We start from the raw sequence: 12898 nt of genomic DNA, 5'->3' as shown, positions 1-12898 counted from the left end.
CCGCGGGCGGGCCGGGGCCAGGTAGGCGGTGCCCACCACTCGCCGGGGTCCGCACCGGCGAGTACCATCCGCCCAACACGCGCACGAGCTGGGAGGACGGACGTTGGGGCAGCTGACCGGCGGGGATCCCTCGCTGCTGCGAAGGATCAACTCCGCGGTGGTGCTGCACGCCCTGCGTGCCACGGACGCCGCCACGCTGACGGAGATCACCCGGGTGACCGGACTGTCCCGGCCGACCGTCGAGGGCGTGGTCGAGGGACTCATCGAGGCGGGGTACGTCGTCGAGAAGGCGGCGGACGAGAGTGTCGTACGGCGTCAGGGGCGGCCCGCGCGGCGGTTCCGGTTCCGGGCGGAGGCGGGGCATCTGCTGGGCGTGGAGATAGGCGCGCACCGGGTCGCCGCGCTCCTCGCCGACCTCGACGGCCGGGTGCTGGGCTCCATCGCCAAGGACGTGGACGAGACGGCGCCGGCGGACGAGCGGCTGGAGCGGGTGCGTACGGGCGTCGCCGAGCTGCTGCGGCGGGCCGGTGTCTCCCGTGGTTCGCTGCGGGCCGTGGGGGTCGCGACGCCGGGCATCGTGGACGCGGACGGCACCGTGCGGCTGGGCGCCGCGCTGCCGGAGTGGACCGGGCTGCGGCTCGGTGAGCGGCTGAGCCGGTCCTTCAAGTGCCCGGTCCTGGTGGAGAACGACGCGAACGCGGCGGCGGTCGCCGAGCACTGGAAGGGTTCGGCGACCGAGTCCGACGACGTGGTGATGGTGCTGGCCGGGCTCAGCCCGGGCGCCGGGTCGCTGATCGGCGGACAGTTGCACCGGGGGTACGGCGGGGCGGCCGGTGAGATCGGCGCCCTGCATCTGCTGGGCCGTGAGGCGACGCCGGAGACCCTGCTGTCGACCACGGACGAACCCCTGCGGCCGCTGGACGAGCACGCCGTCGCCGAGGTGTTCGCCCAGGCACGCGAGGGCGACCAGCAGGCCCTCGCAGCCGTCGACCGCTTCATCCAGCGCCTGGTCCACGACGTGGCCGCGCTCGTGCTCGCCCTCGACCCCGAGCTGGTCGTCGTCGGCGGCTGGGCGGCCGGGCTCGACGGCGTGCTGGAGCCCCTGCGACGCGAGCTGGCCCGCTACTGCCTGCGCCCCCCGAACGTGGCCCTCTCCCTCCTCGGCGAGGCAGCGGTCGCGACCGGCGCCCTGCGGCTCGCCCTCGACCATGTGGAGGAGCAGCTGTTCGCGGTGGAGGGCACGGTGACGGGCCGCCGCTGACCGGCCCGGCCCCGGCTCCGGTCGATTCCATGATCGGGCCCCGTACGACGGCCGCGCGCCCCGGACGACATCCGGGGCGCGCGGCCGTGTTCGGTCTGTGCGGTCGTCAGGACGCGCGGCGCTGCGGGTCCTCGTGTATCTCCACGCCGCCGGAGTCGCCGAAGGTCAGGCGGCAGGTGTCCGCGCGGTACGTGGCGACGGAGAGCGCGGCGGTGCGGCCCGCGGCGATGTAGCGGGTCGTCACGACGAGGACGGGCGCCCCGGGGAGGCGGTCCAGCGCCTTGGCGTCGTCCGCGCGGGCCGAGCCAAGCTCGACGGCGCTGTCCTGGCCCTCCAGCTCCAGCCGGTGCAGTTCGCGCAGCACGGCACGCGCGCGTGCCGCACCGGACGGGGCGTCGATGCCGGAGAGGTCGGGCACCGACGACTGGGGGATGTACAGCAGTTCTGCGGCGACGGGCTGACCGTGCGTCACGCGCGAGCGGTGCACGGTGTGCACGGGCTCGTCCCGGCCGCTCTCCAGGGCGTCGGCCACCGAGGCGGCCGGCACGGCCAGGTCGCAGTCCGCGGTCTGCCAGACGTCGCCTGCCGCGCCCGGCCAGGCGTGCTGCTCGGTGCCGACGGCCACGCCCACGCGCGGCGGCGCGACGGTCGTACCGACACCGCGGCGGCGCTGGAGCCTGCCTTCCAGTTCGAGCTGTTCGAGAGCCTGGCGGAGCGTGGCCCGGGCGACGCCGAAGCGGGCCGCCAGGTCGCGTTCGTTGGGCAGGATCTCGCCCACGGAGAACTCCGAGTCCAGTGCCTCGCTGAGCACGGTCCTCAGATGCCAGTACTTCGGTTCCGGCACCGATTCCAGTTGCGTGGTCCCCACCCTGTCCTCCGCAATCGCCGTTGCCCGGCGGCGTTTTAGCGCCCTTGTTTATTAAAGGTTGTTGCACTTATCTGCGACCATAGGGCGGGCCTCACCCTTGGTCAATACCAATCCTCCATCCCATGTCCGCGTATGTGCGGGACGCCCGGGAACGTTCACGGCACGTTCGTACAGAACGGCATTTGTTACATGTCGGCAAAGCCCCCGTCGCATCGACGGGGGCTCGGCGGGCGAACGGGCTGGTTGGCCTAGCGGGCGGCCAGCGACCGCAGCTTGTCGGGGTTGCGCATGATGTAGACGGCCTGGACACGCCCGTCCACGACGTCCAGCTGGAAGACGGAGTCGGGCTTGCCGCCGGACAGGGCCAGCACCGCGATGCCGCCGTTGATCTCCAGGAAGCGCCAGGACAGTTCGTCGACGCCCTTGCTTGCGGCGCCCACGATGAAGCGGCCCACGTGGTCCGCCGTCTCCAGGACCCGCAGCGGCGCCTTCGCCTTGCCGCCGCTGTCGCCGACCAGCCGCACGTCGGGGGCCAGCAGCGACATGAGCCCCTCCAGGTCGCCCTCCGCGGCGGCGGCGAGGAAACGCTCGGTCAGGTCGCGCCGCTGGGCGGGGTCGACCTCGTACCGGGGGCGTCGTTCGTCGACGTGTTTGCGGGCGCGTCCGGCGAGTTGACGTACCGCCGACTCGCCGCGGTCGAGCATGACGGCGATCTCGCCGTACGGGTAGCCGAAGGCCTCCCTGAGCACGAACACCGCACGCTCCAGCGGTGACAGCGACTCCAGCACGACGAGGACGGCGAGCGAGACGGAGTCGGCGAGGACGGCTCGCTCGGCGGTGTCCGGGACGGTGTCCCCGAAGTCGGTGACGTACGGCTCCGGCAGCCAGGGGCCGGTGTAGGTCTCGCCGCGCGCCTTGACCTGGCGCAGCCGGTCGATGGCGAGGCGGGTGGTGACGCGCACCAGATAGGCGCGCGGCTCGCGCACCTCGGACCGGTCGGCGGACGACCAGCGCAGCCATGCCTCCTGCACGACGTCCTCCGCGTCGGCGACGCGGCCGAGCATGCGGTAAGCGACGCCCAGCAGGACGGGGCGGTGCTCTTCGAAGACGTCGGTCTCGGTTCCGGTGGTCACGCCACCATCCCAGCCCACCCGCCGGGCCCTGTCCAGGCGGAATCGCCGCGGCGGGCAGGGCTCTCCGCCAGGGGCTACCCGTCGGTAGCAATTGCTGACAAGCTGTCTACACGACGCCCAGTCCGTGAGCCCCGACGAGGAGCAGCATGTCCGCCACCGTCTCCTTCAAAGTCCCGACTTCGCACGGCCCGCAGAGCATGACGCTCTCCTACGCGCGCGTGGGCACCGGCGCACCACTGCTCCTGCTGCACGGCATCGGCCACCACCGTCAGGTGTGGGACCCGGTGATACCCGTCCTCGAGGGCGAGCGTGACGTGATAGCCGTGGACCTGCCGGGGTGCGGTGAGTCCCCCGCGCTGCCTGACGGTCTGGGGCACGACCTGGCGTCGATGAGTGTCGTGCTCGGGGCGCTGTGCGAGGCCCTGGAGCTGGAGCGGCCGCATGTCGCGGGCAACTCGCTGGGCGGTCTGCTGGCCCTGGACCTGGGCCGCGCGAACCTGGCGCGCTCGGTGACGGCCCTGTCCCCGGCCGGGTTCTGGTCACAGCTGGAGCGGCAGTACGCCTTCACCGTCCTGACCGGGATGCGGCGGACCGCCGAGCGCATGCCGCTGCCGCTCGTCGAGTGGCTGTCCCGCTCCGCGGCCGGCCGTGCCACCCTGACGAGCACCATCTACGCCCGCCCCGGCCGCCGTTCGCCCGAGTCCGTGGTCGCCGAGACGGTCGGACTGGCCCGCGCGGAGGGCTTCTTCGAGACTCTCCACTCCGGCCGGGAGGTGCAGTTCACCGATGACGTGTCGGGGATCCCGGTCACCGTGGCGTGGGGCAGCAAGGACCGGCTGCTGATACCCCGGCAGGGCGTCCGTGCGAAGCGGATCATCCCCCGGGCCCGGCTGGTGCGCCTGCCCGGCTGCGGCCATGTGCCGATGAGCGACGATCCGGCCCTGGTCGCCCGGGTGTTGCTCGACGGCAGCCGCTGAGCGGGCCGCGGGATCACTCGGCCAGGGCTTCGAGGACCGCCTTCAGCACGGTCGGGTTGTCGGGCATGGCGACGTGGGCGGTGCTGTCCTCGGGGTCGAGGTCCTGGAGGACCACGTTCCTCACGTGGCGGCCCTCGGCCGCGGCGAGCGCGCACGAGGTGTACGGCGTGACGACGTCGTCGTGGCTCGTCGCGATCACCGTGTGCCGGACGCCCTCCGCGGTCTCGCCCAGGTCGGCGAGTTCCCGCTGGAAGGGGTGGTCGTGCTGGAGCTGCGGCCAGGCCGGGACGACGGTGCCCACGGCGCCCTGCTCGACGAGTTCCCTGGCGCCCGGGATCTGACGCGCGAGGTTCATCAGTCCCTGGGCGGTGACGCCGTGGTTGCTCGGGGCGATGCCGACGAAGTTGTGCACCTTGGGGGCGCCGCCGAGGGCGTTGAGGTAGTAGCGGGGCATCATGCCGCCCTGCGAGAAGCCGACGAGGTCCACCTGCGCGGCGCCGGTGCGGCGCAGCACCTCGTCGACGAACTCGGCGAGTTGCCGTGCCGACGCCCTGATGTCGCCGAGCCCGAAGAGCACCGGGTGCAGATGGCGGCCGTAGTCGAGGCGGAAGACGCGGTGGCCCGCACGCCGCAGCAGCGGGGTGGCGTCGGTCCAGGTGTAGCCGCGGTTGCCGAACGTGCCGTGCACGAGCACCACCGGGCGCGGATGCTCCTCGGTCGGCGGCAGGTCCCAGTCGTCCTCCCCCGCCTCCACGTCGACGGTGGCGACGACTCCCGCTACGGCGGCGCGGCCGAGTCCGGCCGCCCGGTGCGGTGCCTCGGTGACGTCGGTGGTGACATCGTCGGTATTGATGCCGGGGATCCTGGGCTGCGGGAAACTCACGGCGGTCCGTCCTTCCTGCGCGCGGCCTTCCTTCGTCCTCCCGGTCTTACGGTCCCGGCCGCGGCTCCCCTGATCCGCGTCGGCCGGCCGACCGGGGCATCAGGCGGGCGCTCGCGGCACGCAGCAGGCTGACGTACCACCCCCACCGCACCGGGCACACCACCTGGCCGGTCAGCGAGCGCTCGGCGCAGTCCAGGCCGTGCCGGAAGGCCGCGTCGTGCAACGGCCGGAAGAACAGCACCCAGCCCAGCCAGCGCACTCCGCGCGGGCGCACGACGAGGGTGTTGCGCAGCACCGTGCGCCCGTCGCCGAGGGGTTCGACGCTGAACTCGTGGAAGCCGTCGAAGCCGCGCGGTCCGGTGAACCGGAAGCGCACCCAGTGGCCCGGCACATAGTGGCTCACCACATAGCGCACCGGACCGTGGCCGCCGGCCACCCCGACGGCCAGCGGCCCGTCGAAGCGCACCGGTGGCCAGTCGGGCGGCCACAGCCGGTCCTCCGCGCCGCCCAGGCGGTCGATCAGGGCGCCGACGTCCTCCAGGGGTGCGGGGAGGCAGCGTTCGTGCACATTCAGAACCGTGATCACGATGTCTGGCTGCCCGGTCCCCGCGTGCGGCAACTCCGCCGAACGGGGAACGGGAGAGCACGCCCGGCGCGCGGGTCCCCTCGTCCCACGCCGGTTCAGTCGTCCATGAGCCGAAGCAGCGGCCCCGTCATGGCGGTGGTGGCGAGCGCCATGACGACGAGCATGGCGAACAGGGCGGGCGAGAGCAGACCGGCCGCGAGTCCGGTGTTGAGGATGATGAGTTCGGTCAGGCCGCGGCAGTTCATCATCGCGCCGAGCTGCGCCGCCTCCCGCCAGGAGAAGCGCAGCAGACGGGCGGGCACCATCGTGGCGACGAACTTGGAGGTAGCCGCGGCGGCCAGCAGAGCAAGGCAGATCAACCAGCCGATCGCGCCGTGCACCGCGCCGAGCCGGGTGCTCAGGCCGACGGCCATGAAGAACGACGGCAGCAGCATCCAGCTGGTGAGCCCCTCCACACGCCAGGCGATCTGCTCCACCGCCTGAGTGCGCGGCATGACGAGGCCGGCGGCCACGGCCCCGAACAGCGCGTGCACACCGATCTGTTCGGTGGCGAGCGCGCACAGCAGGACGGTCACGAGGACGATGGAGGCCGTGCGGGCCGCGGCCATCGGGCCCTCGGGGCGCCGCGTGCCGAGAAGGCGCACGAGCAGCGGGCGTACGACGCACCACACGACGAGGCCGAAGAGGACGACCCAGCCGACCGTCACGGCCGCGGCCGTCGGCGAACCGCCGCTCGCGACCGCCAGGACGAGGGCCAGCAGGCACCAGGCCGTGACGTCGGCGACGCTCGCCGAGGCCATCGCGAGGGTGCCGAGCCGGGTGTTGAGCCTGCCCTCGTCGGCGAGCAGCCGGGCCAGCACGGGTACGGCCGTGATGCTCAGGGTCAGTCCCATGAAGAGCACGAACGGCACGGCGCCCACCCCGTCGGGCCGGTAGGTGTCCGGCAGGGCCAGGGCGACGAGCACACCGGTCAGAAACGGGATGGCGATGCCGGAATGGCCGATAAGTGCCGATGCGGACAGACCGTCCCGGCGCAGCGCGGTCAGCGACAGTTCGCGTCCCACGGTGAACATGAAGAGGGTGACGCCGAGTTGACCGAGGGTGTTGAGGAACGGGAACACCTCGGGCGGCAGCACCGAGCGCTGCACGTCCGGCAGGAGCGCGCCGAACACCGAGGGCCCCAGCAGCAGCGCGACGGCGATCTCCCCGACCACGCGCGGCTGTCCGATCCGCCGGGCCATCGCTCCGGCCCAGGCGGCGCAGGCGGTGACCAGGGCGAGGACGCCGAGGATCCGGTACAGGGGTACGGCGCCGGAGTCCGCGGGCGCGTGGCCCGCGGGGCCCGAGTAGCCGACCGAGGCGAGGACGAGCGCCGTCACGCCGACGGGTATCGCGACGAACGCGCCGTACCCCAGGAGCATTCGGCGCGGGGCGACGGTGGCTGCGGCTTCGGAGGGGTGGGCGGTACTGGCCTTCACGGGCGGCTCCTTGTCGAGCGCGGTGGCGGCTGGTCAGTGCGGGGATCCCTGCCCCTCGTTCGCCGGGTTCGCGCCCGCCGCATCCTCGTTCGAGGGCGCGAGGGCGAAGATCGGCCAAGGTCCGGGCGATGGCGGGACAGGGGCAGGGGGATGCCCGGTCCGGGCGTAAAGAGAGGAGACAGGCGCAACCGGCACATCGCATATGCGAGAGGAGTTCGTCATGTCCGCCGACCCGCAGGGCATTTCCGCGCACCAGCACGACATGTCCGCGCATCCGCACGACGTGCGGGACCCCGGTCCGGACGAGGGCGGTCCGTCCGCTTCGGCACCGCCGGCGTGGCGTCCCCTGCTCGCCGAGCCGTCGGTGTCGGGGCTGCTCGGCGACCGGCTGGTGGCGGCGGCGCTGCGCGAACTGCACATCCTCGTACCGCCGCGCACGGCGCTGCACTCGCTGCGTACGTTCCTGCTGGCCGACGCCTACGCGCGCACCCGTGGGATCCACTACGACCGGGCGGGGCTGTTCGTCGCGACGGCGTTCCACGACTCCGGGCTGACCCGGGGCGGCGCGCCGCTGCGGGGCGGATTCCCGGGCCGTTCGGCCGCGTTGCTCGACCGCTTCCTGGCCGGGCACGGGGTGGACGACGTGCGGCGCGCGGCGCTGACCCGGGCGGTCCGTGAGCACATGCGGGCCCGCCCTGCGCGGCACGCGGGGCCGGAGGCGCGGCTGCTGCACTTCGGGGCCTGGCTCGACGTCACCGGACGCGGTGGTCGTCGACTGCCGGGCGAGCGGGACCGGTTGGCCGCGCTCGCGCCCACTCCCTGGTTCGCCCTGTCGTTCTCCGCCCGCGTTGCCGCCTGCGGGCTGCGCCGGGCACTGCCGGGTCCGCCGGCGGCCTGACGGCCGTCGATCACGGGCTCGGCACAGCGTATTTCCCGTCGCGAAAGGACGAAGACGTGCAAGACGACCAGCGTGTTTTCGATGTCGCCATCGTCGGAGGCGGCATCGGAGGGACGATGCTGGCGGCGATCCTCGCCCGCCACGGCGTGCGGGTGCTGCTTCTGGAGGGAAGCGGTCACCCCCGGTTCGCCATCGGAGAGTCCACCGTCCCCGAGACCACCTTCGGCCTGCGGGTCCTGGCCCGCCGCTACGACGTCCCGGAGATCGAGCACCTCGCGACCAACGGGGCCCTGCGCCGCCATGTGTCGTCGAACTGCGGGGTCAAGCGCAACTTCAGCTTCGTCTACCACCGCGAGGGAGAGCCCACCCGCGCCGAGGAGTGCACCCAGTACCCCACCTGGGGGCCGCCGCTCGGGCCCGACTCGCACTACCTGCGGCAGGACGTCGACGCGTACATGTTCCATGTCGCCGTCTCGTACGGCGCGACCGCCCACACCCACACCGTCGTGGAGGACGTGAAGTTCGACGAGGACGGCGTCACCCTGGTCACCAGGGAGAAGGGCACCTTCCAGGCGTCGTACGTCGTCGACGCCGGCGGTATGCGCGCGCTGCTGCCGGAGCGGCTGGGGCTGCGGCAGGAGCCGCCGTACCGGACGCGCTCGCGCACCATCTTCACGCACATGGTGAACGTGCGCCCCTTCGACACCGTCGCACCGCCGCGCGAACAGCACGGGATGCCCAGCCCGTTCAGTCAGGGCACGCTGCACCATCTCTTCCAGGGCGGCTGGTTCTGGGTCATCCCGTTCGACAACCACAGTGCCGGTACGAGCGAGTTGTGCAGCGTCGGGGTCAATCTCGATCTGGACCGCCATCCGCGTCCCGAAGGGGTTTCCGCGGAGGAGGAGTTCTGGCGCCATGTCCGCAAGTTCCCCAGTGTGGCGCGGCAGTTCGAGGACGCCCGCGCGGTGCGTCCGTACGTGTCGACCGACCGGACGCAGTTCTCGTCACGGTCGGTGGTCGGCGACCGGTGGTGCCTGCTCCCGCACGCCAGCGATTTCATCGACCCGCTGTTCTCCAGCGGGCTGGCGGTCACGGTGATGGCACTCAACGCGCTGAGCCACCGGATCATCGACGCGGTGCGCGAGGACGATTTCGACACCGCACGGTTCGGGTATCTGGAGCAGTGGATCAAGCGCATGTTCCGGTTCTACGACGACCTGGTCTCGTGCAGTTATGTCTCGTTCGACGACTTCGAGTTGTGGAACGCGTGGAACCGGGTGTGGACCATCACGACGCTGTACGGGACGAACGCGCAGAACCAGGCGGCGGTGGCATTCGAGAAAACGGGTGATCCGGCGTCGTTCACGGCATTGGAGACGGCGCCCTATCGGGGACTTCAGGGCGTCGACAATCCCTGGGTCGGGCAGCTCTTCGAGCAGGCCCGCGACGTCGTACTCGCCTACGGCAGCGGTGATCTGACGAGGGATCAGGCCGTCACCCGCATCTTCGACCTGCTGCGGGAGAGCGGGCTGTGCCCGGCGGTGTGGGGCACGCTGGACCCCCAGGACCGCTGCCCCTCCGGGGTGTTCACCCTCTGGCCCCTGATGCGGATCCTGCTGTGGGGCAGGTTCCGCTCGCCCCAGCACGTGCGGGGGACGTACTTCACCGGAGGTGCGCGGCTCGTCGGCAAGGAGGCGGTCCAGGCCCTCACCACCGACGTGCGGCGCGGCTCCTCCCTGGTGCAGCAGACCGTGCGGGACATGTGGGTCAACTGGAACCGCGACTGGACGCGCCGGGAGATTCCCTCCCGAAAATAAGAGCGGTATGTGCGCGGAAAGCCATTCCCGGGTATTCCACAAGAAAGATTTACGGTTTGCCGCCCCGGCGCCTCGGGTAGGAAAAAATTGGGGCCCACAAATCTGATTCGGGCCACCATTTCCCCTGCTCGATCGAGAGACTACGGGCTGCACTCCATATGGCACGAAATTCCTCCTGCCCCTCGCCCGCCCAATGCTCCTGGGACGACATATCCCAGCACCGGGACCGCCTCATGCGGCTGGTCCGACGACGACTCCCGAGCCATCAGGACGCCGAGGACTGTGTGCAGGAGACGCTGGCCCGGGCGGCCGCGCACTCCGCCCTGGACGGCAGCCGGCTGGGGCCCTTCCTCACCTCCGTGGCGTTGCGCCTGTGCACGGATTTCTATCGCGACCTGGAACGACGCAGACGCCTCTTACAACGGACGGCCTTCTTGGACGACCCCGGGACGACCGAGGAGGACGTCTGCGACGAGGAGTTCGGCAAATGGCTGCTCAACCAGGTACGGCAGCTGAGGGGGCGTGAGCAGGAAGTAATACTCGCTCGGTCCGAGGGAATTTCCACGGCGGAATTCGCCCGAATGCACAACATCTCCCTCAAGGCGGCCGAAGCCGCTTTCACCAGAGGGCGGGCACGCCTCAGAACCGCCTGTGTAAAGGCCATGGAAGACGCCACGGGATAACCAACCGAAAGGAAACTCGATCATGTCCAACAAAAACATGCAGGACATCCTCAAGGACCTCATGGGTAATATGGCGGACAGTGGAAAGGAGGCCTTCGACGACATTCTCAACCGGCCCGAGAAGTCGTCGTCCGCCACCGGTTCCGTCGAGGCCCTGGCCGGAATCCCGGTGAACGCCCTGGCGGCCCTGGCCGGCGCCGCCAACCCCGCCGCGCTGCTCGCCGGCGCCGCGAATCCGCTGGCGGCGCTCACGGGCACGGCGGGCAATCCGCTCGCGGCGCTGACGGGAGCGTCCGGAGCGGCCAACCCGCTGGCCGCGCTCACCGGTGCGGCCGGCGCCGCCAACCCGCTCGCCGCGCTCGCCGGAGCGGCGGGCGGCGCGGGGGCGGCAGGTGCGGGCAATCCCCTCGCCGCACTCGCGGGGGTGGCGGGTGCGGGCAATCCTCTGGCCGCGGTCGGGGGTGCCGCGAACGCGCTCGGCGGGATCGGGCAACTGGCGGGCGGGGTCGGCCAGTTGGCGGGCGGTGTCGGACACGCCGCCGAGGGCGTGGGCGATCTGCTCGCGCTGCCGGCCCAGCTCGCCCAGCTCCTCGAACTGATCCCGAAGCTCATCCAGGCGCTGCAGGCCCCGGCCGGCAAGGCGGCCAAGGCCTGACGGCGCCCACATCCGCACGACTCGCGGGGACCGGCTCGGCACGTACTTCCGCTGGGCCGGTCGCCGTACCGGTCCGGCGATCCGCTCTACCTGAGGAGATCACGCACGATGGCTTCTGTCGTCGGGGATCGGCTGCGGCTGGTGGTCAAGGTGCTGGGGAGCCTCGTCGCCGACGAGGTCGGGCAGGCCGCGCGGCTGCGCAGACGTACGAGACAGGGGGAGGCGGGTGCGGCCGAGGGCGGCGCGGGGGCGGACGAACGGCGGGCCAAGGCGGTGCGGCACGCCCTGGAGAGCCTCGGCCCCTTCTATGTGAAGCTCGGTCAGATCCTGTCCACCCGGCCCGACATGGTGCCGCAGTCCATCCGGGACGAGCTCCAGAACCTGCACGACGAGGTGGACGTCCAGCCCTTCTCGGTGTTCGAACCCGTACTGGCCGGCGATCTGGGGCCCGACTGGAAGCTGCGGTTCGACGACATCGACACCGTCGCCCCGCTCGGCGCCGCCTCCCTCGCCCAGGTCTACCGGGTCACCCTGCCCGGCGGTCGCCCGGCCGTGGTCAAGATCCAGCGCCCCGGGATCCGTGAGGGCGTGCTCGCGGACATGGCCCTGATGCGCCGTGCCTCCCGGATCGTGGCCAGGGTCGCGCCCCGCTTCAACGAGGTCATCGACGTCGAGGCGATGCTCGGCTCCGTCTTCGACGCGATGGAGCCGGAGCTGGACTTCACCGGCGAGGCCCGCAACATGGACGAGGCCCGGGAGTACGTGCGGTCCTTCCGCACACTGGAGGTGCCCAGGGTGCTGCACGCGAGCCCCCGGGTCCTGGTCCAGTCGCTGGCCCCGGGGAAGTCGGTACGGCACATCGACCGCGCCCACTTCGGCGACGACGAGCGCATCGAGATCGGCAAGGACCTGCTGCGGTTCATGTACCACGGGTACTTCGTGCACCGCGTCTTCCACGCCGACCCGCACGCGGGCAACGTCTTCGCCGTGCCCGGGGGACCCGCGACGCTCATCGACTGGGGCATGGTCGGCCGCCTGGACCGCCGTACCAGTCTGCAACTGCTGCCGCTGTTCATGACGCTGGCGCAGAACGACGGCGCCGGGCTCGCCCGCCACTGGGCCGAGATGGGCCGGGTGACGTCGTGGTCCAACATGCCCGCGTTCACCGCCGACATGGCGGCCTTCGTGCCCAAGGTGTCCCATCTGTCGCTGGAGGACCTGAACTTCGGGGTGTCCCTCACGACCGTGCTCGCGAAGGCGACCAAGCGGGGCATCGGCTCGCCGCCGGCGGTCTCGCTGCTCGGCAAGTCCTTCGCCAACCTCGACGGGTCGGTGCGCTGCCTCGCCCCCGAGATCACACTGCCGGAGGTGTTCCAGGGCGAGGTGGCGAAGATCCTCCTCGCGCTGGGCCGCGAGTTCCTGGGGCGGCACCAGTTCGCGCGCAACTCCATGGAGCTGCTGCTCGCCGCCGTCACCAGCCCCGAGCAGATGCGTGGGGTGCTCGGGGACATCGCCAACCGCCAGTTCGCTTTGCAGGTCCACGAGCCGCGTACCACCGCCGCGATGGGCGGCCAGCGCCCGACGCGCCCCTCCGGCGGCCTCGTCGCCCTGGGCGCGCTGGCGTACCTGCTCGCCCGCCGCCACTCCCGCTGACCGACG

General features: G+C 71.7%; 12 protein-coding genes. 7 read left to right on the top strand and 5 right to left on the bottom strand.

Annotation, left to right across the window (positions count from 1 at the left end; genetic code table 11):
• The first annotated feature begins 103 nt into the window (after window positions 1-103).
• Window positions 104-1261, top strand: coding sequence for an ROK family protein (locus tag CP983_RS37070; RefSeq protein WP_030967028.1), 1158 nt, complete (start codon window positions 104-106; stop codon window positions 1259-1261).
• A 106-nt stretch (window positions 1262-1367) separates the two neighbouring features.
• On the opposite strand, the gene CP983_RS37065 is transcribed toward CP983_RS37070, so the two are convergent.
• Both CP983_RS37065 and CP983_RS37060 read right to left on the bottom strand, forming a co-directional pair.
• On the bottom strand, window positions 1368-2129 hold the full coding sequence (locus CP983_RS37065; protein ID WP_125526707.1) for a GntR family transcriptional regulator: 762 nt from the start codon (window positions 2127-2129) through the stop codon (window positions 1368-1370).
• Window positions 2130-2377: 248 nt separating this feature from the next.
• Entirely contained in the window at window positions 2378-3262 is an 885-nt protein-coding gene (locus CP983_RS37060; RefSeq protein WP_150504465.1) for an RNA polymerase sigma-70 factor, read from the bottom strand.
• 146 nt (window positions 3263-3408) lie between these two features.
• Between CP983_RS37060 and CP983_RS37055 the strand changes: the two genes are divergently transcribed.
• The gene (locus CP983_RS37055) at window positions 3409-4239 is read left to right on the top strand and encodes an alpha/beta fold hydrolase (protein ID WP_150504463.1); all 831 of its coding nucleotides are present in this window, start codon (window positions 3409-3411) and stop codon (window positions 4237-4239) included.
• A 13-nt stretch (window positions 4240-4252) separates the two neighbouring features.
• Here CP983_RS37055 and CP983_RS37050 read toward each other — a convergent pair whose 3' ends face one another.
• From CP983_RS37050 to CP983_RS37040, 3 genes are all read right to left on the bottom strand, one after another.
• Window positions 4253-5122: an alpha/beta fold hydrolase gene (locus CP983_RS37050; RefSeq protein WP_150504461.1), complete on the bottom strand. Its 870-nt coding sequence runs from the start codon at window positions 5120-5122 to the stop codon at window positions 4253-4255.
• Window positions 5123-5168: 46 nt separating this feature from the next.
• Window positions 5169-5705, bottom strand: coding sequence for an SRPBCC family protein (locus CP983_RS37045; protein WP_150507084.1), 537 nt, complete (start codon window positions 5703-5705; stop codon window positions 5169-5171).
• 98 nt (window positions 5706-5803) lie between these two features.
• Window positions 5804-7186, bottom strand: a complete 1383-nt coding sequence (locus CP983_RS37040) for a cation:proton antiporter domain-containing protein (RefSeq protein WP_229914849.1) — start codon at window positions 7184-7186, stop codon at window positions 5804-5806.
• 220 nt (window positions 7187-7406) lie between these two features.
• Between CP983_RS37040 and CP983_RS37035 the strand changes: the two genes are divergently transcribed.
• From CP983_RS37035 to CP983_RS37015, 5 genes are all read left to right on the top strand, one after another.
• Complete coding sequence (locus tag CP983_RS37035; protein WP_229914850.1) at window positions 7407-8084, top strand: hypothetical protein; 678 nt, start codon at window positions 7407-7409, stop codon at window positions 8082-8084.
• Between the two features lie 56 nt (window positions 8085-8140).
• Window positions 8141-9901, top strand: coding sequence for an NAD(P)/FAD-dependent oxidoreductase (locus CP983_RS37030; protein ID WP_150504459.1), 1761 nt, complete (start codon window positions 8141-8143; stop codon window positions 9899-9901).
• A 233-nt stretch (window positions 9902-10134) separates the two neighbouring features.
• Complete coding sequence (locus tag CP983_RS37025) at window positions 10135-10584, top strand: RNA polymerase sigma factor (protein WP_229914851.1); 450 nt, start codon at window positions 10135-10137, stop codon at window positions 10582-10584.
• Between the two features lie 22 nt (window positions 10585-10606).
• On the top strand, window positions 10607-11239 hold the full coding sequence (locus CP983_RS37020; protein ID WP_229914852.1) for a hypothetical protein: 633 nt from the start codon (window positions 10607-10609) through the stop codon (window positions 11237-11239).
• Window positions 11240-11347: 108 nt separating this feature from the next.
• Entirely contained in the window at window positions 11348-12892 is a 1545-nt protein-coding gene (locus CP983_RS37015; protein WP_150504458.1) for an ABC1 kinase family protein, read from the top strand.
• The last annotated feature ends 6 nt before the right edge of the window (window positions 12893-12898 follow it).

This window comes from Streptomyces chartreusis, assembly GCF_008704715.1.
GTDB lineage: Bacteria > Actinomycetota > Actinomycetes > Streptomycetales > Streptomycetaceae > Streptomyces > Streptomyces chartreusis.
The sequence above is the reverse complement of the archived record's forward strand: the minus strand, read 5'-3'. Positions and strand labels throughout refer to the sequence as shown.